Raw genomic sequence first — 25,065 nt, 5'->3', positions numbered from 1 at the left:
CCAATTAGCCACTATATTGTCAGAATCTTTTCAAGGAGGGAACCTTGTCTTTTCCAAATCCCTTTTATCGCTGGCGTCCTCATCCCTGGCATGGTTTAGAAATCGGCCCTAACCCCCCGCAGTTGGTATATGCATATATCGAGTTAACACCGTTTGACCTGGTTAAATATGAGGTTGAAAAAACGACCGGTTACCTTAAGGTAGACCGACCTCAACGTACCTCTTCTCAACCGCCGACCTTGTATGGTTTCATACCGAGGACATATTGCGGTACTCGGGTGGGAGCATTGGCATCGGGTTCTTATCGCGGAGATGGTGACCCGCTGGATATCTGTGTGATCAGCGAACGACCAATTGCCAAATCGGAGGTGATCTTAACAGCGCGGGTTATCGGCGGGATGTTGATGATTGACAATGGGGATGCGGATGACAAGATCATTGCTGTCCTGGCCAATGATCGCTTCTGGGAAAACGCCAATGATGTCAATGATCTTCCCGATGTGCTGGTAGAACGATTGCGTCACTATTTCAGCACCTATAAACTGGTACCCGGCAAGGAATCCACGACTTTTATTGAGCGCATTTACGATGCTCAACACGCCATGCGGGTGATCGAAGCCGCCATCCAGGATTATATTGATATGTATGGCGGGTAATACCGATGGGTGAGGATCACCTTTCTATCCGCTGGCGCCAGGCTTCCAGATCGGCTGCATGGTCCTCTTCATGCTGGACGACCCACTCATAGACCAGGTCAGCCAGGCTCATTCCCAACCAGGGGGAACGGGTGGATGAACTTAGTTCATCCTCGTTAAAAGCGTCCAGGCGACGCAGGGTTTGCACCCGCACTCCCTGGAAATCCGTCCATACTTGTTCCCAGGGCCGATCTTTGGCTTGTTCGTACCACTGGGCGTTTTGTTGATCGGTATCGAAAGTTCTCAAGTGCAATGTGGTGGGTTTCATCCCTTGACGTACCTGATAGAGCAAGGTAACTGTTTGAGCTTCCCACATGGCCAGGTGAGCCAACACATCTTTCACCGACCATATCCCGACAGCGCTGGGCTGAGTGAGGTGAGTCGCATCTAAACCTTCGATGGCCTTTAAGAGGCGCTCCCGGCTATGGTTCAGGGCTTGGAAGAGTTCGTTCTTCTTCACGCTGATAGCTCCATCTATCTATCATGCCCGTAAAAAGTAATGGGCTTCAATCTGCTGCCAGGTTTCATCGGGATTGACTAACAAAAACTGGCCCAGCAGGGGTGTGACCGCCTGAATCCGTTCTGCCATGCGTTGTGCCAATCGCCGCAAAGAGAAGTGGGCATTAGCGGCACTGCGGAGGGCGATAAGGTGCCAGGCCTGACGAAAATTGAGACGAAGGAGGGCGCGACGGCGAAAGGCGTTAGGTACCATGTACGCCGCCACTTCGGGATGCCACGCCGCCAGTGCGCGGTAGGTTTGGTCGGCCATCTCCATGACGCGAGTGTAAGAGTCATAAAGTCCGGCAGCTTCGATGGCGCGGGGGATGGTATAACCCAGATAGGTGCTCAGCGGCTGTGGGCTGAGAGTCATCATGCGGTGGCGTTTCAGTTCGAAATAACCCCCCTGATCCAGTGTAACCTCAAAGGTATAACCAATATGTTCTAATTCCCGAATGGGGGGCGTAAAGCGATCCAAGTTGCCCAGGATGCGCTGAACCAGCGCAGTTTTTTCCTCCGCGGTAAGTGCGTTGACTTTCTTTCGGGCTTGCTCGAAGGTTAGATGAGAGTAACGGAAAAGACAAGCGGCAAGGGCGAGTGTTTCAGCCTCTGCATCCCAAGCAATCAAATGACACCAATCGTCACTTGCGAAGGGGGTACTCTCTGCCTCTTGGGCTAGAAAGGGGGGGAGAGCTTGGAGGTAAGGCACAGTATCAGCATATTTGACCAGGGTGGGCACAACATTTCGCGCTGCGTCTTTTATCTCGGTACCCAGCGCTCGCACTTCTTCTAAAGGGTGTGAGAGCATCTTACGCAAGGTATGCTCCAGTGCGCGGGCGTTAATGGTAACCCCGACATTAGCCAACGCGGCGGCAGGGAGGTAAAAGCGACAGACATCCACGTATTTCGAGCGGATACGGCGCTCCCAGGTAGCCTCGTCTTCATCGGGTTGGCGCGGATATTCGCTGGCGATCACCTCGCGCACTTTGGGAAGGGCCTGTTGATAATGCTCAAATAGGGTGCGGCAGGTTTCCAGGTAGCGATTTTCCAGTGGATGGCCAGCCAATTCGGGTGGGTGGAAGAAATCCTCGGGTCCCCATTTCTGATAGCGGGTAGACTTCTCGGTATAGGAGGCCAGGCGGCAGGACTCAAGGGTTTCAATGGCCAAACGTGAGGCATTCTCTACAGCAATATGAAGAACCGCGTGTTCGGCAACCGAGGCATGCCCGTAACCCACCACCCATTTCTCGTGAAAGGCGGCGCTTTTCTCTGCGGTGAGTTCGGCGGCAATATCGCGGAAACTTTGGGGAGAGCGGGAGGTCTTGGCAAAGGTGACGGCGATGGTTTCGGGGGGTAAGGACTGGGGATCCAATAGATAAACCTGGCGCTCAGGGCACATGATTAAGAATCTCCCGGGCGGTACGAATATCCTTCTGGATTTGGGCTTTTAGGTCTTCAAGGCTGGAAAAGCGCTGTTCGGGGCGCAGGCGCGCCACAAACTCCAGGGTGAGGGTTTGCTCGTAAAGGTCGCCCTCAAAATCCAAGAGATGAGCCTCAAGAAAGCGATAATGCAAGGGCGAAGCAAAGGTGGGGCGTACTCCCAGGTTGGTGACAGCGGCCAGGCGTTCTTTGCCCACCCAGGCCCAGGTGGCATAAACGCCATTCGCAGGGAGAAGTTTTTCGGGCCAGTAGGATAGGTTAGCGGTGGGAAACCCCAACACGCGCCCTCGTCCATCACCGCGTACTACGATGCCTTCAACGGCATAAAGTCGCCCTAACCATTGGTTGGCGGTTTCCAAGTTGCCTTGTTGAATGAATTGGCGGATTTGGCTGGATGAAATGGGCTGCTCTCCAGACTGAACGGGTTGGGCTAAAATAATCTCGTATCCCAACTGTTGCCCAATGGCTTTTAACCGTTCTGAGTTGCCCTCACGTCCCCGCCCAAGGGCAAAGTCGTATCCGATGACCAGGTAACGTATACCCAGATGCGCGGCTATTTGGTTCATAAAGTCCTGTGCACTTAGGCTTGACATGGCGTGGTCAAATGTCAGTGTGATCACCCAGTCTACGCCCAATTCACTTAGGTAGCGTGCACGTTCCTCTGGACTGGTCAAGTAACCGGGGAAAGGACCTTTACCCAGAACGACCGCTGGATGGGGGTAGAAGGTGACCACAACTGCAGGCTGATTGTGCCGGTGAGCACCTTCGACCAGGGTGTGGATCAGGGCTTGATGCCCTTTGTGAACACCATCAAAGGTTCCAATGGTCACCCATGAATCGTGTAATGCCAGCCCGTTCAGAGAAGTCACATGGGTCATGGTGATTTATCCACCTTTTACGTTCCAAAAGATAAGGCCAATATTCGTGTTCAAAAAAGCGCAGCAACCCCCGTTGTGGTGATTGCTGCGTTCCATGAGTTAATCCTTGGTGTTGGGTTTCCCACAGAAAAGATCTCCCACTATGAGAAGAACACCTTCTTGGGTTGCCATTCGTTGGTGTTTTCATCGTACTCTAATAGGGCAACCAATTCCCCTTGTTCGTTGATAGCACGCACCATTTTACCAATCCCGGGTTGGCCTGGGATGCGATGGCCGTGCCGGATCAGTTCGACCTCTTCGTGATCCAGCTCAACAGCCGGCCAATCGGCCAAAGCCTCGGCGGCGGGGATAAGGTATTGATACCAGGTGCCGTTCTCAAAGGCTTCGCGCAATTTACGCAAGGGAACGGCATCACGCAGGGTGAAGCGTCCACTGCGAGTGCGGCGCAAACCCACCAGGTGAGCTCCACATCCCAAGACGCGTCCCAGGTCGTTGGCCAGTGAACGGATGTAGGTACCCGAGGAGCAGTGAATATCAATTACGGCTTCTGGTGGCGCCCATTCCAACAGTTCCAGGCTATAGACTTTAATTTTGCGCGGTTGCAGGTCTACCTCTTCCCCTTCACGGGCCATTTCATAGGCGCGCCGCCCCTGGACTTTGACCGCAGAATACGGGGGCGGAACTTGCTCAATCTCACCGACAAACTGCTGTAAGGCTTCAACAAACTGCTCTTCGGTGATGTTGACCGGCGAGGTGCTAACGACTCGTCCTTCTGAATCATAGGTATCCGTGGCTTCTCCCAGCCGGATGACGGCCTGGTAACGTTTGTCGGAGGCAGAGACATACTCGCTCAGGCGTACCGCCGGTCCGATCAAAACCACCAGCACCCCCGAAGCGCGAGGGTCGAGGGTACCGGTGTGCCCAGCACGGCGGATGTTTGTTCCCTTCCGAATAATTTGCACCACGTCATGAGAGGTCAAGCCAACCGGCTTATCCACCACCAGGACGCCTGAAATGGCATTTTTAATGTCAAATTGACGGGATCGTTCATTCATGCTTGCTTCCTCTGATCAACCTCTGGCGGAATTCAAATTAATTGCCTGCTGCTCCCACAGCTCTTGTGTGGCTTTGAGGACTGTTTCCTGAACTTCTTCCAAGTTTCCATAAAAATCAGCGCCAGCGGCGGCAGGATGCCCGCCCCCGCCAAAGCGAGCGGCTAGAGTTGAGACATCCCAACCGGGTTTCGCGCGCCAACTCACCTTGATTCGTCCGTCTGCGTGCTGGATGAAAAGCACGGCAATGTCACCATCTTCGATACCTGAGAGTATATCTGTGAGATCTGCGTCATCGTTCCCCTGATAACCCGCGGCAGCCCGATCGGCCTGGGTAAGCGTGGTCCAGATCAGCCGACCTTGGCGTTTCAAGTTAACCAACCCGTAACCCCAGAAGCGTGCGGCTTCAAACGAACGATGGATAAGCGCACGTTTGTAGAGTTCAGGCAGGTTGGCCCCTCGCTCCATCAGGTCGGCTGCCAGGCGCAGCGCCTTGGGGGTCATATTGGACGTTCGGAATCCAATTGTATCGGTAATGATGCCAGTTAGCAAGGCGCTGGCAACATCAGATGTGATGGCCAAATCCCACGCCGGAAGATGCTCAGCCAGGATGGCAGCGGTGGCGACAGCTTCAGAGTCAATCAAATTAACCCTTGCAAACCCCGGGTTGGTCACGTGGTGATCAATGCATAGATCCACCTGGTAACCGTTCATTGAGGCCGAAATGCGCGGAATATCCGCCGTGTCCAGCACAATAAATAAATCGAACGGTGGTTGAACTTCACGCCGAATCTGATCACTGCCAGGTAAATGGCGAAAGACCTGGGGCATACCATCCGGGAGCACCATCTGTACGGATTGCCCGGCGTGCTGTAATGCCAAGCCCAAGCCCAGCAGGGAACCTACCGCATCACCATCCGGGCGAATGTGGGTGGTGATCAGGACGTGCTGCGCCTGATGGAGCATTTGGCGGATGGTAGCATCCACGTCAGCCGAGGTCATGGTGCTTCGTCCATGTCGTCGCTTTTGGCGGAAAGTGTGGAGGATGACGACAAGACCTCAGATGGCGTGGAACCACTGCGCAAAGAGGCCAGTAGACGTTCGATGCGATCGGCACGTTCTGGGGTGGGATCCCAGTGGAACCGCAGCCGTGGAAACACGCGCAATTCAATGCGTTCGGCTAATAAGCGGCGAATGTAACCACTGGCATGACTAAAGGCTTCCAGAATCTCGGGTGCCCGTTGGCTACCCTCTACAGCTGAAACATAGATATCCGCGAAGGCAAATTCCCGATCCACCTTGACGCCGGTAATGGTTACGCCGCTCAGGCGGGGATCGCGAATCTCGCCCATCACCAGCATTTCCGAGATTTCTTCTTGGATACGTTCCGCAATCCGTTGTAAACGTTGAGGTGTTGGCATGGTTCTTTACCCGACTTTCTTCACAAACTAGGCTGTTTTACGTTCGATAATATAACATTCGATTTCATCGCCAACCTGGATGTCATCAAAGCCCTTAAAGCCGGCACCACATTCCATGCCGGCGCGTACCTCACGCACATCATCCTTTTCGTGTTTTAGGGAAGCAAATTCTCCCTCATAAACGACCTCACCTTTGCGGCGGATGCGGACGCGGGCACCGCGGCGAAATTCACCTTGTAAAACACGGCAACCAGCCACATTGCCGACCTTGGAGATGTGGAACACGGCTAAGACAGTGCCTTTACCAATGGTGACTTCTTTTTCCATCGGCTCCAGCATGCCTTTGAGGGCTTTTTCTATATCCTCAGTTAGGCGATAAATCACATCGTATAGCCGAATGGAGACCCCTTCGCTCTCTGCCAGGCGACGTGCGGCATGATCTGCCTGGACGTTAAAGCCCAGAATGATCGCATGTGAGGCTGAGGCGAGCATAACGTCGCTTTCACTGACATTGCCGGTTTCAGCATGGAGGATGTTGATGCGAATCTCGCTTTCTTTGCTCAAGTCGTTTAGCGAGGAAATAATCGGCTCCAGCGATCCTTGTACATCGGCTTTGATAATCAGGCGGAGTTCCTGAGTCTCACCGGCTTGAACCTTGCTGAAGAGATCTTCCAGCGAAGCTTTGGGCAAGGCTTGGCGCCGTTGTTGACGTTGGAGCAAACGCTCTTCGACAACTTGGCGCGCTTCCCGTTCGTTTGCATACACCCGGAAGAGCTCACCAGCGTCGGGGACTTCATTGAGCCCCATGACCTGAACCGGAGTAGAAGGGCCAGCCTTACGGAGTTTACGCCCGCGGAAATCGAACATTGCGCGGATGCGACCGTAGGCCGTGCCAGCCACCACGATATCGCCGGCCTCAAGGGTCCCGTTATAAACCAGAAGGGTGGCCACTACTCCGCGGGCACGGTCAATCTTGGCTTCAATCACTGTGCCAAAGACCTGCCCATTGGGGTTGGCTTTGATGTCCAGACTATCGCTGACCAATAGGATGGCTTCCAACAGATCTTCAATTCCTTGCTTTAATTTGGCCGAAACCGGCACAACAATGGTATTCCCGCCCCATTCATCCGGAACCAGCCCTACTTCTGCTAACTGGCGCTTGGTGAAATCGGGATTGGCATCGGGGCGGTCAATTTTATTGAGGGCGACGATGATTGGCACGCGTGCAGCGTGGGCGTGGGCGATGGCTTCTCTGGTTTGGGGCATTACGCCATCGTTAGCGGCGACAACTAAAACCACAATGTCGGCCCCTTGCGCTCCGCGTGAACGCATGGCGGTGAAAGCGGCGTGTCCTGGGGTGTCTAAGAAGGTGATCAGGCGTCCCTTGTGCTCCACTTGATAGGCGCCAATATGCTGAGTGATGCCGCCCGCCTCTCCTGCGGCCACATTGGTATGGCGAATCGCATCCAAGAGAGTTGTTTTACCATGATCTACATGGCCTAAAATCGTGACCACCGGCGGGCGCGGTTGTAAAAAGCGCGGATCTTCCTTTGCGATTAACTGTCGCCACAGAGGCACCTCGCCGGTTTCTTTCTCTTCTTCGACTTCATGCACCTCGAGTTTGGCTTCAAAGCCCAATTCTGAGGCGACGATTGCAGCGGTGTCAAAGTCCACCATCTGGTTGATGTTGGCCATGACACCGTTATCCATTAAGATACGAATGACCTGTATCGGGCTGGCCTGCATACGTTGGGCCAGTTCGCGGACGGTCAAACTTGCCGGTAGTTCGATAGTTTTCGACCCGTTATCGCTCATAGACAATCCTCTCTTTCTAGTTGGTTTCCTGCGGTGGTCGAGCGATCGGGGTGGGCACCGCGGGGGATGTGACTACCCAGGCGGTGCTCCTGAATCGCGGGACTCAGTGTGGGGTTGAGAGGTGACCTCTTCCTCGGGGAGAATTGCCATAAAGGCGAGTAACTGCTCCCGGTCGGTGGGAGATATTTCCGTCCGCAGCGCCTGAGCCAGGGCACCTTTGAGTGCCCGCTCCCAACAGGAACGTTGGTTATGAAGATAAGCGCCACGCCCCCGCGCCTTGCCAGTAGGATCTACTTTTACCCCTTCAGGTGTCCGCACCAGGCGAATTAGGCTGCGTTTAGGGAGCACCTCCCGGCATCCCACGCAGGTGCGCTGGGGTACATGTTTGGTGCGCCGGGGTTTGGCTTTAGCCACCGCTCTCTACCCTCCGTCACGTTTTTCAGAGTTCCCATTCATCCCAATCTTCGTCTTCACGTTTGTGTTTCTTGCGAATCACCATCTGATCCCGATCCGGATCATATTCCAACGCCACGGGTTTCTTTCTCTTTTTGGTTTTCTTCTTCCCTTTGCTCCGTGTGGCGATTTCTTCTTCCTCTTCCTCGTCTTCATCGAGCGCTACTTTGCTGAAGATGTCGCTCTTGAGGGTGAAGAGTTGATCGAAGGAAATCTCTTCCTCAGGTTCTTCCTCAATGGTTTCCATTGGCGTTTCAACAGTTGCTTCAGCCACAGGTTCAATCTCAGGAGCGGCTTCGATTTCAGGTGCGCTTGCCAAGGGTTCGGAAACGACGGTTTCTTCAAGACTAGCCTCAACCGCTGGGAGTGATTCAGTCTCTATCTCGGTTGTAGGTTCAACCGCAGCTTCGGCCGTGCGCATTTGTTCTTCTAAGCGTGCCATCAATTTGTTAATTTCCTGCATGGCACGTGGCCCGATGCCGTTGAGGCGGAAGATTTCTTCGGGACGCACCTTCATCTGCACCGCCATTTCGCCTACCGTAGTATAACCGGCCTCTTGCAGGATGTAAGCCACGTGTTCAGGTAGGCCGCTGTCCAGAATGTTGGTTTCGAAGGCTTCCGGCGGAATTTGGGCTTTAATCTCTGCCAGTTTGTCGCTGGCCAGGGCTTTCGTCGCCGTCTCCGGGGCTCCTACACCTGCAATGACACGGCGCTCAACTCGGTCCACAAAACGGCTTAAAGTATCGTACTCTTCAGGCGTTAACGGGCGCCCTTCAGCCTTGCGTGCCAACATATCTTCGATTTGGGGGATCTGGTCGGCCAGTTGTTCGGCCAATACGGCGTAAGCCGAGTCTTTTTGCAACTTGTGTAGTGCATCAGCAGCGGCTTCGGTCAGGCTCTTGATGTCAATACGCCAACCGGTCAGGCGCGCGGCCAGACGGGCGTTTTGACCATCGCGACCGATGGCCAGGCTGAGTTGATCCTCGGGGACAACCACGGTAGCCGTCTTCCCCTGTGGGTTTTTCTCATCCAGGTACACCCCGGTCACCCGGGCCGGGCTGAGGGCTTTAGCGATGAACACCGCCGGATCCGGGTTCCATTCAATGACGTCAATCTTCTCGTCATGAAGTTCGCGCACAATAGCCTGAATGCGCACGCCGCGAATTCCAACGCAGGCACCGACCGGATCCACACCGGGTTGCGTGGCGGAAACGGCCACCTTGGCCCGCTCGCCGGGTTCACGAGCAATAGAGCGGATTTCGACGATGCCATGATAGATCTCAGGCACCTCGGTTTCAAGCAGGCGGCGTAGAAAATTCTTGTGGGTGCGTGAGAGGATGATCTGGGGTCCACGCGGTGTGTCCTTAACCTCGGCCACCAATGCGCGCACACGATCATGCACCCGGAAGCGTTCGCCCGGGATCATCTCTTTGCGCGGCATGGTGCCCTCGGCGCGCAGTTCCAGCCCAATCGTTAGTCCCTGGGGGGTGACGGCCTGAACAATGCCACTAACAATTTCGCCCAGTTGCTTTTGGTAGTAGTTCAGTTGCATCTGGCGTTCTGCATCCCGAATGCGTTGTTGGATGACCTGCCGCGCCGTCTGCGCTGCAACGCGCCCGAAGTCCTTAGGGGTGCTGTCTACGATGATCGTCTGACCGATCTCCACATTAGGGTCAATTTTGCGCGCCTCTTCCAGGGAGACTTCGGTGTAGGGATCCTGAACCGTTTCTACCACTTCCTTCTCGGCCAAGATCGTGACTTTACCGGTCTCGATGTCAATTTTGGCCTCAATGTGCTGAGCACCGGAAGCGTTTACAGCTTTGCGGTAAGCCGAGACCATTGCCGATTCCAGCGCTTTGAGGATAACCTCCTTCGGCAATTGTTTCTCTTCCAGAACCTCATTGAAGGCCAGGGTAAATTCGTTCTTCATGCTTGCTCGCTCTCCCAAAAGTTCACGTAACAGGATTAGGATCAATAGGTACTACTATAAGCAGAAAAGTGGGACTGGCCCACTTTTCAATGCTTGCGCTTTCTGTGGCGGCGTTGACGCTATGCATTTTAACACATCTCTTTAGGGGTGACAAGGGCAGTGTTGCTAATTTATAATACGGACGGGGATTGGGTTCATGAGAGGAGGGTCAAATGAAAGCCATTTATATTTACGTTGTTCTTGGAGGATTGATCGCGGGGGTGGTTCTGGGAGGATGCCAGCGTACACCTGTCTCTACCCCCATGGCTTCATTACCAGCACCTACACCGATATCGCCATTGTTACCCACACCTGCGGCTACCACTGCAATAGTCACGCCAACAACGGTGCCCGTTCCATCTACGACATCTAGCGCAACTCTGCCCATGCCCACACCCACAATGGAGGGTTTGTATACCTATGCTGTAGTAGGGGTGGGGCCTGACGAGGGGTTGAGTGTTCATTCTGGACCGGGGGTGAACTATGATGTGGTTAGCACCTTACCCTATGACGCAACCCAAATCCGTTTGACGGGCCAGAAAGCCCAGGCGCAAAATATCACCTGGGTGGAGATAGAGTGGCTCTCGGTAACCCCGCTCCGTGGTTGGGTTAACGGACGCTTTTTGACCCAGTATGTGCTGGCAGAGGCATTTTGTAATGCTGAAACCGCAAGCCTGATTGAGCAGTTTGGGCAAGCCATACGCCAGGCCGATGGCCGTCTGTTGGCAGCGCTGGTCAGCCCTGTCCATGGGGTGGATATCTGGCTTTGGCGCAGTGGTCGCGCTATCAACTTTGATCCGGCACATGCGCGGTGGGTTTTTAATAGCACTTATGTTCATAATTGGGGTGCCAATCCGGCCAGCGGGTTAGATACTCGTGGGTCCTTCCAGGAGGCTGTCCTACCGGTCTTACGCGATGCAATCCAAAATCCTCACGAGATCCGGTGTAACGACCGCACCGTTAGTGGCATTGCGGAAGAGTATGCCTGGCCGGCGCGTTATCGTAACATCAACGTTTATAAAATTTTCAAACCAGGAACGCCGGGGATAGACTTGGATTGGCGCATTTGGTTGATAGGGGTGGAATACGTTGAGGATAAGCCTTATCTCTTTGCGCTCATTCATTTTCAATGGGAGCCATAGATAAAAATTCTTTCATGGAGGAAACGTCTACATGCCTTCAACGGACTTTCTCTGGTGGCGTGATGGGGTCATTTATCAGATTTACCCTCGTTCGTTTGCGGATAGCAATGGTGATGGTCTGGGGGACTTACCGGGCATAACAGCGCGCTTGGATTACCTGGCCGATTTGGGTATAGATGCAATCTGGCTCTCACCCATTTTCCCCTCTCCAGATGTGGATTTCGGTTATGATGTCGCCGATTACTTGGCCATTGATCCCCGCTTTGGGAGCCTGGAGGACTTTGATCGGTTCGTGGCTGAGGCGCATCGCCGTGGCATTCGAGTTATCCTAGATCTGGTGCTCAACCACACCTCAGATCAACATCCTTGGTTTCAGGAATCACGAAAATCTCGCGATAATCCCTACGCCGATTGGTATTTGTGGCGCGATCCGCGTCCCGGAGGCGGACCGCCCAACAATTGGGCTTCGGTTTTTGGTGGGAAGGGATGGGAGTATGAACCTCAACGTGGTCAGTACTACTTTCATATGTTCTACAAGGAACAGCCTGATTTAAACTGGCGTCATCCAGCAGTGCGCGAGGCCTTGCTTGATGTCTTTCGCTTCTGGTTAGAGCGGGGAGTGGACGGCTTTCGCCTGGATGTGTTCAATGTGTATTTCAAGCATCCTGATTTTCCGGATAACCCCCCTCGTTTAGGGTTACGTGCTTTTGACCGCCAGCAGCATATTTACGATATTGACCAGCCGGAAATGTTCCCTCTATTGCGTGAAATACGTCAGATCTTAGATGCTTATCCCGAGCGATATGCAGTGGGGGAAACATTTCTGAGCACTCCTCAGAAGGCAGCACGCTATTGTGCTCCCGGCTTATTGCACGCAACGTTTGACTTTACCTTTCTTCATTCCCCTTGGCGGCCGGAGCGGTTTTTGCGTGCGATCCAAGATTGGGAGCAAGCTCTTGGGGATGACTCCTGGCCAACCTACGTGCTTAGTAATCACGATAATCCCCGTGCTGCTACTCGCTATGGACGCGGTGAGGACGATGCGCGTCTCAAGGTGGCGGCAACACTGTTATTAACTCTGCGGGGTACGCCATTCATGTATTATGGAGAAGAAATCGGCATGCGTGATATCCGGGTTTCGCGTGCGGAAATCAAGGATCCCGTTGGGAAACGTTACTGGCCGTTTTACAAAGGGCGTGATGGTTGCCGTTCACCCATGCAGTGGGATGATTCACCTCATGCGGGTTTCACCCTTGGCCACCCATGGCTTCCGGTTCATCCAAATTATCGTCACCGCAATGTGGAAGCCCAACGTCGAGATGCGCACTCATTGCTGAATTACTATCGGAGCCTACTGCGGTTAAGGAAGGAAAATTCGGCGCTAAGACGTGGTCTTTTCCAGCCGCTGACGTTTGAGCCACGGCGCTTGTTGGCCTATTTACGTCAAGATGAGCATCAAACCATCCTGGTGGCACTTAATTTCAGTTCGCGCCCGGTGCGTTTGGCCATGGGGAGAACGCTGAGTGCCTTGCGCTGGCGACCGCTGATCTCAACCAAGGATGAGCCGCTCATTCCGCGGGATGGATTCCTCACTCTGCGCGGCAATGAGGCAGTCATCCTAGAACGCGAGGCTTAGCACGCAACTGGTGTGAGCCTATGAGAAGACACTGGCCTACTCACTGTCTAAATCGGCCTCGCGCTCGCCCAGTGGCTCTAGGTCAAACGGCACCCCGACTTGTTCACCCCCTTCACGGAGAGATTTGACGACCTCTACCAGCAAGGGCACACCATCACGGGCGTACTTTTCGGCATTCTCGAATTCTTTCTCACCGTGGATATAGATGCGTTCTTCACCCTCGGCTTTAGGGGAGTCTTTGATCATGCGAATCAAACGATCCATATCGGCTTTGAATTCATCCACCGGGCGCAGGGCATCCACGCGAATGGCGGCAAAGAAATGGCCAACATTAGCCGCCTGGCCCTCACCGGGACGGGCTACATCAATGCTGTAAGCTGCACCCGAGAGCACGCCGGATAGAATGTCAACCACCATGGCCAACCCATATCCCTTATAGCCGCGCATTAGAGCGGTGCCGCCCAGGGGAAGCAAGGCGCCACCTTGCAACACGGCTTTAGGATCAGTGGTCACATTGCCTCGGGCATCAATTCCCCAGCCCTCGGGAATCGGTAACCCGGCTTTGTCGTAGACGGTAATCTTGCCAATCGGGACAATGCTGGTCGCCATATCCAGAACGAAGGGGCGCTCCTGGCCGGCAGGCACGGCAACCGCGATGGGGTTTGTACCCAGCATGGCTTTACGGCCATAGGTAGGCGCCACAAGCGGCTGTGAATTAGTTAGGCTGATCCCGATCATATCATGGGGAAGAGCCATCATAGCGTAGTAGCCGGCAATACCGTAGTGATTGCTGTTGCGTACCGTGACCATGGCCATACCCACCTCTTGCGCTTTCTCAATACAGTGTTGCATGGCGCGATAAGCAACCACTTGCCCTAAGCCTTGTCCGCCATCCAACAGCATCGTGGCCGGTGATTCGCGTACCACACGTAGGGGAGAGCGGACGTCAATCAATCCTTTGCGAATCCGGTTGCCATAGTAGGTGTGAAGACGAATGATGCCGTGTGAGGCAACCCCGCGCAGGTCAGCAGCCAGCAACACGTCAGCGGCAATTTGGGCGTCCTCGGCGGGGACGCCCAGGTGGGTAAAAAAGCGCTCCATATAGTGTTTTAGCGCCTCAGCCCGAAAAAGCAAGACCCGTGGCATGGACAACCTCCAGTAAGACCCTACGGCTAAATATCGAGATTTTTAACCAGTCGTGCGTGCGTTTGGATGAATCGTGTTCGGGGAGGTACTGCCTCGCCCATCAGCATGTCAAAGGTGCGGTCGGCGGCTGCAGCATCCTCAATTGTCACCATCATCAGGGTGCGATTTTGAGGATTCATAGTGGTCTCCCACAATTGTTGGGGATTCATCTCGCCCAAGCCTTTATAGCGCTGGATGGAGGCCTTCTCTGCGGGAATGCCTAACTCTTTGAGGATCTGGTCTTTCTGGGCTTCAGTATAGGCGTAGCGGACAAGATCTTTGTGGGCGATGCGGTAGAGCGGTGGCTGGGCGATGAAGAGGTGACCATTTTCGATCAGAGGTTGCATGTAACGAAAGAAGAAGGTTAGCAGTAAAGTGCGGATGTGGCTGCCATCCACATCGGCATCTGTCATAACAATGACACGCCCGTAGCGCAAATTGTTTAGATCAAAGGACTCGCCGATCCCGGTACCTAGGGCCGAAACTAGGGCTTTTACTTCGTTGTTTGAGAGGATTTTATCCAGACGGGCACGTTCGGTATTGAGAATTTTTCCCCGCAGGGGTAGGATGGCCTGGAAATGGCGATCTCGTCCCTGTTTAGCCGAGCCACCTGCGCTATCGCCCTCAACGATGAAGAGTTCGGTCTTCTGAGGATCGCGTTCGGAGCAATCGGCCAATTTACCGGGCAGAGTCAGGCTTTCCAATGCCGATTTGCGGATGACCAAATCGCGCGCTTTGCGCGCTGCATCGCGGGCGCGGGCAGAGGTCAGGCACTTTTGAATGATGGCTTTGGCGGCTGCCGGATTCTCTTCGAGAAAGGTTGCCAGCGCCTCACCCACGACTTGCTGAACGTAGGTCTGCACCTCGGGATTCATCAGTTTGACCTTGGTCTGGCTCTCAAACTGCGGGTCGGGGTGCTTAATGCTGACGATGGCGGTCATGCCCTCACGCGTATCGTCCCCAGTGAAGTTGGGGTCAGAGTCTTTGAGCAGACCATTGCGGCGGGCATAATCATTGAGGACGCGGGTGACGGCGGTCCGCAATCCAGTGAGGTGCGTGCCACCATCAATCGTGTTAATAGTATTGGCGAAGGAATACACCGATTCAGCGTAAGCGTCAGTGTACTGGATGGCGACCTCAATTCCGATGTTCTCAACCTCTTTCTCGACGTAGAAAACAGGGTGAAGTACCTCGCGGTTGCGATTGAGGTAACGCACGAACGAGATAATCCCGCCCTCAAAATAAAAGGTCATTTCACGCTGGGTACGCTCATCCACCAGCCGGATTTCGACCTTGCGGGTGACGAAAGCCATCTCGCGGAAGCGCTGTACCAGCGTCTCAAACTTGTAATCCACATCCCCTTTGAAAATTTCGCGGTCAAATTTGAACGTGGTAATGGTGCCGGTGTCTTCGGGGGCACAGGTACCAATGACCTTAACCGGTTCTAGCGGAATACCACGCTCATAACGCTGGAAGTGAATTTTGCCCTCGCGCTTGACTCGAACCTCGCACCATTCTGAAAGGGCGTTCACGGCAGAGACGCCCACGCCATGCAAGCCGCCGGAGACCTTATAACTGGTATGACCGAATTTTCCTCCTGCGTGCAAGGTGGTCATTACCACTTCCAGAGCCGATTTTTTCTTTTCGGGGTGGATATCTACCGGAATGCCACGCCCGTTATCCTCTACGGTAACGCTGCTATCGGGATGAATGGTCACCACGATGCGATTGCATGCCCCGGCCAGGGCTTCGTCAATGGAGTTGTCTACCACCTCGTACACGAGATGATGCAATGCTTTCAAATCGGTACCGCCGACGTACATCCCCGGGCGGCGGCGTACCGCTTCAAGTCCCTCTAGAACCTGAATATCCTTAGCGCCGTAACTTGTCGTTGCACTCATCTGTGCCACGCTTACCTCCAAATACCTTGTAACGTCATTTGCTTTCGGCCGTCATCTTGGCTGTCGTACGTTGGACTAAAAATTGCATCCATTGAATGCCGTCACGATAGTAGATAAAACTGGCGGCGAGAATGGCGGAGTAGATAAACGCATGTCCGAGGATGCCCACCAGGGTTAACCATGAATCGGGTGGAGCGGATCGCCACAATAAATCCAGACCTTGGCCCAAGATTAGCGCCACAAGGATAAACAGGGGCAACCGGGGTAAAAATGGGTGAACCAAGACCATGCTTTTAAGAGCAGCCTGGATAGGTTTGAGGTTCAAGGCGAATATCCCGTGAGGGGTGAAAATCAAGGGAAACAAGACCATGAAAATAAGCATGGTGACCACGAAGAAGGCAATGTTTCCCGCTCCGGGCAGCAGCCATAAAACGAAGCCCAAGATCAACAGGCCTGGTACGCTCATAAGGGCCAGGATAAGATAAAACAGAACGCAAAATAACAGCGCTGAGGGCATTTGTCGGGTAAAGAACAATTGCCAGTTGATGCGGTTATCCTCAGCCGTAGCACTAGCCAACAAGGCAAAATAAATGCAGCCCAGGGTGAAACCCACCACCAGCAACCCTATGCTAATCCCTAATAGCGCTCCCATGCTGGTGATTTGCACGTTGGGTGCAGTTCCAAAGGGATGGGTGGCGTCTGAGAACCCGGTGAGCAAACTGGGCACCCCGATGGGAAAGGTCTTAAGTAAACCTAATAGGTTAATCTCCTTAAGCAGGGGTTGCCACAACTCGCTAAGGGATGCAGGAGTGGTTGGTGTCCCCGAGCGCTCCAGGAGCGTGGTTGCCGTTTGAAAGTAGGGGGTAAGTAATTGCTCGATGCGCAAGCGAGGCGCAAACCACAATATCAAATCCACCCCTAACGGTAGCAGGATTAAATAGAGATGCCCTGCCACGGCGTTAAAACCGGCAATAAAAGCCGCCATGATGCCTGGCGGTTGCTCTTTAACTGATTCATGAAGACCAGCCATACGTGTTACATTTTACCACAGGCCTTATCCCGATCCTGTTAAAAGAATCGCCGACATGTTTCTGTGGTGGTGATTTTTGTACTCGGGTTTAAAATTATGGGGCTAAAGTATTCCAATGTCATCCCAGCATCTTGTGCCCAATTCTCTGAGGCGATTCACCATGGACGTCATCTCTTGAATGCCGCGAGGTTTTTGCGACACCGTCAATAAGATTGAAAAGGCTTTAAGGGGGTATGATATAATTTGCCCAACGCACCCATGAGACGCATCACTGGACTATTTCTTCTAACAGGGTTTTCAATTCTTTTGATGGCAGCAGTTTGGCCATCCCCAGCGGCACATCCACCGTCGCAGGTGAGTTATGCCACCCCAACTGCTTTGCCGGATGGTCGAATTTTGTACATCGTTCAACCCCAAGATACGTGTATCCGAATCTCACTGCTCACCGGGATTTCGATTGACGATCTCCGCTTGTTGAACGGCCTGGATGCAAATTGTACATTGCGCGAAGGGCAAAGCCTTCTGTTGGGTACTGTTGCCCCAACACCTACCCCCTTTGGCCCTACTGCAACACCCACACCGATCCTGCCTTCCCCCACGCCTTTCCGGGGGAACGGCCGCATTTGTGTTTTCCTTTTCAATGACATAAACGGTAATGCACAGGTTGAAAATGGCGAGGAAGGCATCTCCGGTGGAGCGATCAGCATTACTGACCGCTTGGGAAAGATTTCTCGTGAGGGGACTAGTCAGAGCGGAACAGATCCAGTGTGCTTTGATGAATTACCAGAGGGTGATTACAACATCAGCATCGCGGTCCCGGAAGGGTATAACCCCACCACACGCATGAATTACGCGTTGACCTTGCGCGCCGGGGATACCACTACGCTGGATTTTGGGGCTCAACTTAGCGCCCGCGCCCAGCCCGGCGAAGTGGCAGAAACCTCTCGCTCTCCGTTGTTGGCCATTTTAGGTGCCATTTTACTGGTAGTGGGGATTGGGCTGGGGATCTATGCCCGCCTGTTGCTGCGCCGCTGAGCGTTCATCGCATAATCCACGTTCAGATGTTTGGATGGCTAGGTCTTCTGGTGTTACTTGAGCCAAGAAATTCCAGAAAGCTTCTTGCGCGCTACCCAAGGGGTGCAGGCGATAGCGGCAAAAGAAAATATCCTCGATCAATTCCATATCACGCACCCGAACGATCACAACTTTCCCCTTGCCCACGTGCTCAACGGCGGAATGAGGCACAAATCCTACTCCGATCCCTCTTTGCACGGCAATCACAATGGACTCTGAGTTTCCCAATGTCAGGATGACGCGTAGGTCGTGTACATGCAAGCCGTGCCTGGCCAGGGCGTTGCGGACCACACGGTAAGTTCCTGCGCTTTCCTCACGCATAACGAAGCATTCGTTTGTGAGGTCTTGGGGTGAAATTTCGCCTTGGGTTGCCCACGGATGCTCAGGGGGGACGATCAGCACCACCGGCTCGCGGTAGAAAGGCCGAAATTCGATGTGCCGATCCAATTCGTCAAAACTGCTGGAGAAAGCGAAATCTACATCTTCTTTGCGCAGCATTTCCAACGCCAGCGCGCGTGGGGTTACATGGACGGTGGCTTGCACCCGTGGGTGTTGGGTCATGAAGCGCGCCAGGATGAGTGGGAGCAAATACTTGCCCGGTGTGGTGCTACAGCCTATTGTCAGATGCCCGATGACCTCGCCACGTAAACTTTGCATCAGTTCTTCTGCCCGTGAGTTCACCAGCAAGATCTGCCGTGCTAGAGGCACCAGAGCCATACCCGCTTCGCTGAGGGCCATTTTGCGCCCTTTGCGGATAAATAGGGTAACCCCTAACTGGCTTTCCAGCTGATGAATGTGCTGGGTGATCGAGGGTTGAGAAAGGCCAAGTTTCTCTGCGGCTCGGGAGAAATTCAGCGTTTCGGCAGCGGTCAGGAAGACTTGTAATTGGTAGGGGTTGAGCATAATTTGGTTTCTCTCCCTGAATTGTGATAAGTTTTTCTAATTATAAGCCATAATCAATTCGTTGCGGTGTTTGTGATAAAAGGCACTAATTATTTTGAGGTCAACTCCGTAAAATGAAAGGGAGATTAAAAGGAGTTTGTCCTACTTGGGAGAGAGAACATGCAACGGATACTAAAGATAATCATTGCGCTCGGGATAGGGATGTTAATGGGAGCGTGTGCGGCTCAGGCTAACCCTGCGCCCACCGCAGTGCCCACACCGACGCTTCCTGCGACGGTTTATACCCCCCAGAGTTCGGTAGATTACTGTGTATCATGTCATACCGATAAGAATGCACTCATTCAGACCGCTAAACCTGAAGAAAAGGCGCCCAGCGAGTCTGAAGGGGTGGGTTGAGGGGGTGATGTGGCTCCGTTGGAGCCTTGGGAGAAAGTTTTGGTCAATGCGGACTTCATTAACTCTATCCATGGGCGGGCAGGGTGTATTGCTTGCCATGGTGGACGGCAATCGCCGGATAAGGACACGGCCCACAGCGGTTTGATCGCTGATCCTAGCCAGGATGCCGGACGCATTTGTGGTGCCTGCCATGGAGAAATTGTGGATGGTTTCCCCACCAGTTTGCACGCCTCTCTACAGGGTTATCGGACGGTTGTCTACTCTCGCAGTTTGCCCGAGAATCATCCCGCTCTTCAAACTGCCATGCAGAACCATTGTTCGTCCTGCCATACGACGTGTGGTGATTGTCATATCAGCCAGCCCAAATCCGTGGGTGGTGGATTGCTTAATGGGCACCAGGTTGAGAAGACGCCCCCGATGACGCGCACCTGCACGGCATGCCATGGCACTCGCGTGGGCGCGGAGTATTTAGGCAAACATGAGGACATTCCCGGCGATGTTCACTTCCGCGAAGGCCGCATGAACTGCATGGCTTGCCATTCTGGAGATGACTTGCACACTGCCGAGGGAGACGCCGCCAAACACCGCTACTGGGGTAAACAACAACCGGCATGTGAGGATTGTCATGCTCAAGTAGGCCGGGCAGACGATCCTATTCCTCAACATACCATTCACGGTGACAAGGTGGCCTGCCAGGTTTGTCATGCTGTGGAATACACCAGTTGCGATGGATGCCATGTGGCCATCAGCGATAAAACGGGAAATCCGTTCTTCAAGACCGAGGCTACCTATCTTTCCTTCATGATTGGGCGCAACCCCTGGCCCAGTCGTGAACGTCCTTATAAGTATGTCCTTCTACGCCACGTACCGGTTGCACCGACCAGTTTTGAATATTACGGCCCGGATCTATTGCCTAACTACAACTTATTACCAACCTGGACCTACACCACACCGCATAATATTCAACGTCAGACCCCACAAAACCGCTCGTGTAACTCATGTCATGGGAATGCTTCACTCTTTTTGACCCCTGATAAAGTCAAACCCGAAGAATTGGAGGCCAATCGGAACGTAATTGTTGAAGATGTACCTGCCACACTACCCTTTATAAAGTAAATCTATATTTTGGAGGATTTTACAATGGTTCGTAAGGTTTCCACACCTCTCATTTTGTTGGTTGTGCTCAGCCTGGTACTGAGTGCGTGTACGCCTGCTGCACCTGCCGTCACACCAACCGTTGAGCCGACCGTAGCACCGACTCAGGAACCGACGGCACTTCCTAGTCCCACGATCGAAGTTAAGCCGGATATAGCGGCGCTGTGGACGCAGTTAATCGCTGATCTTCCGGCAGAAAAAGGATTCGGTACGATCAGCGCAGTCAAATTGAACGAGGAACTTGCCGAAAAGCCGGTATTCCTGCTTGACGTGCGCGAGGCAGGTGAGATCGAGAAGGACGGTTACATTGAGGGGGCAGTGCATATTCCGGTGCGCGAAGTGTTGAAGAACCTGGATAAGTTGCCCGCACCTGATCAGCCCATTGTCGTTTACTGCGCGTCTGGGCATCGTGGGGCGCTGGTTCTCTCTGCTCTCAAATTGTTGGGCTATACCAATGTCCGCAACCTGGGGGGTGGTCTGGGGGCCTGGAAGAAAGCCAATCTTCCGGTGGTAACCGGCTCAATGCCTGCTGCGCCTCAGACCGGGACGGCGCCGGGAATCAAAGACCAAGCCCTTTATCAGACGTTGAACGATTTCCTAAGCAACTTGCCCGAGGGTTTCTACACCGTCAAGGCGGATAAACTTAATGCCGATATGGTTGAGGGCAAGAAGTTAGTTCTAGTTGATGTGCGTACGCCCAAAGAGGTTGAAACTGAAGGGTACATCGCAGGGGCAATTCAACTGCCGTTTAGCGAGTTCATGAGCCATCTCAATGAACTGCCTACCAACACACCGCTGGTGATTTATTGTGCTTCGGGGCACCGCGGCGCCATTATTATGATGGGGTTGCGTCTGCTGGGTTATGAGGCAGTTAATCTGGCTGGTGGCCTGAATGCCTGGAAAGCGGCGCAGTTGCCCGTCGAAGGTGCGGTGGACTGGAACGCGACCTGGAACGATTTTCTGGCCAACCTGCCTAAAGACTTCTACGCCATCTCTGCGGCTGATCTGAATGCAGCCCTGGCTGATAAACCGCCCTTCTTGCTGGATGTGCGCGAAACCGCAGAACTGGAGAAGGATGGCTACATTGAGGGTGCGGTTCACATTCCTGTGCGTGAGGTTTTGAAGAGTCTGGATAAACTCCCGGCTCAGGATCAGCCGATTGTCATTTACTGTGCTTCAGGTCATCGCGGTGCGCTGGTCATGGCGGCACTGCGCCTGCTAGGCTATACTGATGTGCGTAATTTGGGCGGTGGTTTGAACGCCTGGAAGAAAGCCAATTTGCCGGTAGTGACCGGAAATGCGCCCGCAGCGCCAACAGCAGGTACGGCACCGGAGATCAAGAATCAGGCGCTCTTCAAAGGTCTGGACGATTTTCTTAGCAACTTGCCGGAAAACTTCTACACCATCAAAGCCCCTGATCTACAAGCCGCGTTGGGGGAGGCGAATAAGCCTTTTGTCTTGGATGTGCGCACTGCGGATGAATTGAAAACTGATGGCTACATTGAAGGTTCTGTCCACATTCCGGTCAACGAGCTCTTTGCCCGTATGAGCGAGTTGCCGCAGGACAAGGCGACACCGATTGTTGTGTTATGCAAGTCCGGTCATCGTGGGGCGCTGGCCATGATGGCGCTGCGGATGATCGGGTACTCGAATGTTAGCAACCTCGCCGGCGGTATTAATGCCTGGGTTGCCGCTCAATTACCCGTTGTGAAGTAAGTGCATGGATGGGGTGGAAAAATTGGGTGGGGATTACCCCACCCAATTTTTTATTCCCGGGAGGAGGGGGGGAGGCTATTCAACAATTTACGTAAGGCCAACTCGTAGTCGGCTTTATTAGGAGGGTTGAGGGCAATGATCTCACGCACAATGCGCACTGCCAGCTGGGGGTCACCGAGTTCAATGTAGGCATCGGCAATGACATCGAGTTCAGCCACGGCGTGATCCACGTGCTGAATCTGACGGTAAAGATGGGCGAGGCGATAGCGTAAAAGCAACTTTTTTGTAGGATATTCGAGGATTAAATCCTGCAAGAATTGGATGGCATCCTCAATACGATTGGCACTGATAAGAAAATGGATGTAGTTGTCAATTTCATTGAGGGCGGCAGTATCTTCTTCCAGTTGAAAATAGAGATCTACAATCTTTGTGCGTAAGTCACGATCATCGGGTTTTAGCGTTCGCATTTGTTCATAGACATTTACGGCCTGACGCCAATCTAGGCGTTGTTGGTCGAGATCGGCGATCTTACCCAGGATGAGCAGGGCCCACTGGCGATATTCCCGTGATTGCTGGGCTATGCGGAGGGCTTTCAAGTAAGTCTGGCGGGCGAGATCGAGATCTGCCAAGTGATAATGCATATCCGCCAGTGCCATGGTTTCCTGCACGGCCTCATCGGTACGCCCTTGGTGCAATAGCAGTTCAATGAGGTAGTTGCGGATCGAAAGTTCCATGGGTGCCATTTGCACACTGCGCTGAAGCAAGTTCACTGCCCGGCCGGTTTCGCCGCGCAGATGATATAAGCGCGCTACCAGACGGTATTTGTTGACCGCTTCCTGGGTCATCCCTTTTTGCATCATCAGGTCGCCGATTTGGACATGTAAGGGGAGATAGGTGGGGGCAAAACTTAATGCGCGGAAGGCTTCTTCCATGGCCGAGTAGAGTTTTTGCTGGGCTGCCAGTTGGCGTATGTGCTCGAGGGCTTCAATGACTTGCGAACTACGGGTTTCGAGTAACATCTCAGCAAGGGGTGGGGGAGACGTTTTGTCAGGCGCTTGTTGTTGCAATTGCTGGCGGGCTTTTTGGAGTAACTCGCGCCAGCCGGGTTGCGCTAATTGGCGTTCGATGCTCTCGCACAACGCCTTAAGTTTTTGGGCGTCTTTCTCGCTCCGTTGAGCCTCAATGATAGATTCATAGGTCTGGTTCAGGGCATCCACCTGAGCGGGAGGGACAGTTTGGGCATCCGCCAGACGCAAGGCCTGTAAGAAAGCCACCGCGGCTTCACTCAGATTGCCCAGTTTAGAAGCCACCCGTCCGATCAACAGGAAGGCCGCCAACGCAAAATCTGGGTGAGCCGTGGCGCGATAAAGGTATTGCAGGGCCCGGGCGGGGTCACGTTCGGCTAACAACAATCCCAAATTGTAGGATAGGGCTGGGTGCACCAGCCCCAACTTTTCTGCCCGTTCCAGTTCCTGCAGGGCCTGGGCATCGTCGCCGTGGGTTTGGGATTCGATGGCCTGGTTAAGATGAAGTAGCAACCGTGTTAAATCGGTTTGATTAGTGGGAAGCACGGTGCCACTGCCGCGGGTTAGGGCACTCAGACCTCGCCGTGACGAAGGGGCCGTGGTGGGGTTGACGGCATGTTCAGCCTGGTCAAATAACAAGGTTGCTAATTGGATCAAGGCCTGCTGGCGCGCCTCGCTAATGGGATCTAAGGGGGCGCGTTCTTCATCCTCGGCATCTGCTTGCAGGATTTCGGCCAGGCGCACCGGCCCGGTACCGCCACGGGGACGAGCGGGCTTGGGTAACGGCGTGCCGTTGCGCAGGGCTTGGAGGGCTTGGGTGGCTTCGGCGCTACCGGGAAGTAGTTCCAAGGCGTGCTGCACAGTTTGGATTGCCTTGGATACATCGTTGTTCTGTTGCAGGATACTGGCCATTGCCAGGTAGGCTTCTACGGCCTCTGCCTTGCGCCCCAGACGCTCGTAAATGAGTGCTAGACGACTGTGCGCGGTCAGGTTATCGGGTTGCAGGCTAAGCACGCGGATCAGGCTGGTAATGGTTTTTTCAACATCGCGATTTTTGAGGTAAAGATCTGCTGCCTGCAGACCCTGCCGCACGGCCTCTTTGAGTCGTCCCAGGCGCTCATATATCCGGGCCATTTTTTCGTAGGCCAGCGGCTCTTCAGGTTGAAGCGTGGCTAAGTGCTGATAAATAGTGAGGGCTTCATCGAATTGCTGTAATTCGAAAAGGGCCAACCCCAGGTTACTGAGCGCCTGCGGGTCTTCGGGGAATTCTTCCAAAGCCCGGCGGTAATGCTGAGCGGCCAGTTCCCAGTCCTGGTCCCAGGCGGCTGAATGCCCTTCGTTCATTTCGTGGTGATAAAGTTCGCGATTCCCGGCCACGTTTCCCTCATTCTTACTTATTGGTGTCTCAACTCAAATTTTCAAATGCAACCATTTCGCCCCAGTTTAAACCCCAGCGCGCCTCGGTGAGAAGGGGCACCACTAAAGTGTAGGCATTTTCCATTACGTTTTTCACCACGCGCGCGGTGCTCTCTTTCTCTTCGGTAGGACATTCTAACACCAGTTCGTCATGTACCTGCAGTAGCAGGCGAGCAGATAGTCCGGCCCCTTCCAAGGCTGATGGCAGTCTCACCATGGCAATTTTCATGATATCGGCGGCTGTGCCCTGGATTGGGGCATTAAT

At 53.7% G+C, this 25,065-nt stretch carries 22 protein-coding genes; 7 read left to right on the top strand and 15 right to left on the bottom strand.

Annotated elements, in window-relative coordinates:
- Positions 1-44 precede the first annotated feature (44 nt).
- Positions 45-656 carry an inorganic pyrophosphatase gene (locus AC01YT_RS06510; RefSeq protein ID WP_424911925.1) on the top strand — a complete coding sequence of 204 codons (612 nt, stop codon included), beginning with the start codon at positions 45-47 and terminating at the stop codon, positions 654-656.
- 16 nt (positions 657-672) lie between these two features.
- Here AC01YT_RS06510 and AC01YT_RS06505 read toward each other — a convergent pair whose 3' ends face one another.
- The 9 genes from AC01YT_RS06505 to nusA all read right to left on the bottom strand — a co-directional run bounded on the left by AC01YT_RS06505 (position 673) and on the right by nusA (position 10,182).
- Positions 673-1,155 carry a DinB family protein gene (locus AC01YT_RS06505; RefSeq protein WP_476673809.1) on the bottom strand — a complete coding sequence of 161 codons (483 nt, stop codon included), beginning with the start codon at positions 1,153-1,155 and terminating at the stop codon, positions 673-675.
- A gap of 21 nt (positions 1,156-1,176) precedes the next feature.
- Entirely contained in the window at positions 1,177-2,592 is a 1,416-nt protein-coding gene (locus tag AC01YT_RS06500; RefSeq protein WP_476673807.1) for an FAD-dependent thymidylate synthase, read from the bottom strand.
- Positions 2,582-3,511 (bottom strand): bifunctional riboflavin kinase/FAD synthetase, encoded by a 930-nt coding sequence (locus AC01YT_RS06495; protein WP_476673805.1) that lies wholly within the window; start codon positions 3,509-3,511, stop codon positions 2,582-2,584. Before AC01YT_RS06495 ends, AC01YT_RS06500 begins: the two co-directional genes overlap by 11 nt.
- 140 nt (positions 3,512-3,651) lie before the next feature.
- Positions 3,652-4,566: a tRNA pseudouridine(55) synthase TruB gene (gene truB / locus AC01YT_RS06490; protein WP_476673803.1), complete on the bottom strand. Its 915-nt coding sequence runs from the start codon at positions 4,564-4,566 to the stop codon at positions 3,652-3,654.
- Positions 4,567-4,581: 15 nt separating this feature from the next.
- Positions 4,582-5,565 (bottom strand): DHH family phosphoesterase, encoded by a 984-nt coding sequence (locus AC01YT_RS06485; RefSeq protein WP_476673801.1) that lies wholly within the window; start codon positions 5,563-5,565, stop codon positions 4,582-4,584.
- Positions 5,562-5,984: a 30S ribosome-binding factor RbfA gene (gene rbfA / locus AC01YT_RS06480; RefSeq protein ID WP_476673799.1), complete on the bottom strand. Its 423-nt coding sequence runs from the start codon at positions 5,982-5,984 to the stop codon at positions 5,562-5,564. Before rbfA ends, AC01YT_RS06485 begins: the two co-directional genes overlap by 4 nt.
- A 27-nt stretch (positions 5,985-6,011) precedes the next feature.
- On the bottom strand, positions 6,012-7,799 hold the full coding sequence (infB, locus tag AC01YT_RS06475; RefSeq protein WP_476673797.1) for a translation initiation factor IF-2: 1,788 nt from the start codon (positions 7,797-7,799) through the stop codon (positions 6,012-6,014).
- Positions 7,800-7,871: 72 nt separating this feature from the next.
- Positions 7,872-8,213 (bottom strand): RNase P modulator RnpM, encoded by a 342-nt coding sequence (gene rnpM, locus AC01YT_RS06470; RefSeq protein ID WP_476673795.1) that lies wholly within the window; start codon positions 8,211-8,213, stop codon positions 7,872-7,874.
- A gap of 25 nt (positions 8,214-8,238) precedes the next feature.
- Positions 8,239-10,182, bottom strand: a complete 1,944-nt coding sequence (gene nusA / locus AC01YT_RS06465) for a transcription termination factor NusA (protein ID WP_476673793.1) — start codon at positions 10,180-10,182, stop codon at positions 8,239-8,241.
- Between the two features lie 212 nt (positions 10,183-10,394).
- Between nusA and AC01YT_RS06460 the strand changes: the two genes are divergently transcribed.
- Positions 10,395-11,363 carry a hypothetical protein gene (locus AC01YT_RS06460; protein ID WP_476673791.1) on the top strand — a complete coding sequence of 323 codons (969 nt, stop codon included), beginning with the start codon at positions 10,395-10,397 and terminating at the stop codon, positions 11,361-11,363.
- Positions 11,364-11,394: 31 nt separating this feature from the next.
- Positions 11,395-12,999 carry a glycoside hydrolase family 13 protein gene (locus AC01YT_RS06455; RefSeq protein WP_476673789.1) on the top strand — a complete coding sequence of 535 codons (1,605 nt, stop codon included), beginning with the start codon at positions 11,395-11,397 and terminating at the stop codon, positions 12,997-12,999.
- Positions 13,000-13,035: 36 nt separating this feature from the next.
- On the opposite strand, the gene AC01YT_RS06450 is transcribed toward AC01YT_RS06455, so the two are convergent.
- From AC01YT_RS06450 to AC01YT_RS06440, 3 genes are read right to left on the bottom strand one after another with little or no spacing between them, the layout of a single operon-like run.
- On the bottom strand, positions 13,036-14,145 hold the full coding sequence (locus tag AC01YT_RS06450; protein ID WP_476673787.1) for an Ldh family oxidoreductase: 1,110 nt from the start codon (positions 14,143-14,145) through the stop codon (positions 13,036-13,038).
- Between the two features lie 26 nt (positions 14,146-14,171).
- Positions 14,172-16,085 (bottom strand): DNA topoisomerase (ATP-hydrolyzing) subunit B, encoded by a 1,914-nt coding sequence (gene gyrB, locus AC01YT_RS06445; protein WP_476673785.1) that lies wholly within the window; start codon positions 16,083-16,085, stop codon positions 14,172-14,174.
- A gap of 34 nt (positions 16,086-16,119) precedes the next feature.
- Positions 16,120-17,115, bottom strand: coding sequence for a hypothetical protein (locus AC01YT_RS06440; RefSeq protein ID WP_476673783.1), 996 nt, complete (start codon positions 17,113-17,115; stop codon positions 16,120-16,122).
- A 258-nt stretch (positions 17,116-17,373) separates the two neighbouring features.
- Here AC01YT_RS06440 and AC01YT_RS06435 point away from each other — a divergent pair, with 258 nt between their 5' ends.
- Positions 17,374-18,150 (top strand): SdrD B-like domain and LysM peptidoglycan-binding domain-containing protein, encoded by a 777-nt coding sequence (locus AC01YT_RS06435; protein ID WP_476673781.1) that lies wholly within the window; start codon positions 17,374-17,376, stop codon positions 18,148-18,150.
- On the opposite strand, the gene AC01YT_RS06430 is transcribed toward AC01YT_RS06435, so the two are convergent.
- Positions 18,094-19,092, bottom strand: a complete 999-nt coding sequence (locus tag AC01YT_RS06430; RefSeq protein ID WP_476673779.1) for a LysR substrate-binding domain-containing protein — start codon at positions 19,090-19,092, stop codon at positions 18,094-18,096. The genes AC01YT_RS06435 and AC01YT_RS06430 overlap by 57 nt on opposite strands.
- 159 nt (positions 19,093-19,251) lie before the next feature.
- Between AC01YT_RS06430 and AC01YT_RS06425 the strand changes: the two genes are divergently transcribed.
- Genes AC01YT_RS06425 through AC01YT_RS06415 form a run of 3 tightly spaced genes read left to right on the top strand, consistent with a single transcriptional unit; the run spans position 19,252 to position 22,359 of the window.
- Entirely contained in the window at positions 19,252-19,488 is a 237-nt protein-coding gene (locus AC01YT_RS06425; RefSeq protein ID WP_476673777.1) for a hypothetical protein, read from the top strand.
- A gap of 9 nt (positions 19,489-19,497) precedes the next feature.
- Positions 19,498-20,604, top strand: coding sequence for a hypothetical protein (locus AC01YT_RS06420; RefSeq protein ID WP_476673775.1), 1,107 nt, complete (start codon positions 19,498-19,500; stop codon positions 20,602-20,604).
- A 24-nt stretch (positions 20,605-20,628) separates the two neighbouring features.
- The gene (locus tag AC01YT_RS06415; protein ID WP_476673773.1) at positions 20,629-22,359 is read left to right on the top strand and encodes a rhodanese-like domain-containing protein; all 1,731 of its coding nucleotides are present in this window, start codon (positions 20,629-20,631) and stop codon (positions 22,357-22,359) included.
- Positions 22,360-22,409: 50 nt separating this feature from the next.
- Here the strand turns inward: AC01YT_RS06415 and AC01YT_RS06410 are convergent, their stop codons facing one another.
- Positions 22,410-24,761, bottom strand: coding sequence for a tetratricopeptide repeat protein (locus AC01YT_RS06410; RefSeq protein ID WP_476673771.1), 2,352 nt, complete (start codon positions 24,759-24,761; stop codon positions 22,410-22,412).
- A 28-nt stretch (positions 24,762-24,789) separates the two neighbouring features.
- On the bottom strand, positions 24,790-25,065 hold a 276-nt coding region (locus tag AC01YT_RS06405), incomplete at its 5' end, for a DNA polymerase (RefSeq protein ID WP_476673769.1).

This window comes from Thermanaerothrix sp. (genome assembly GCF_056331585.1).
This window is presented reverse-complemented; position numbering and strand designations above follow the sequence as displayed.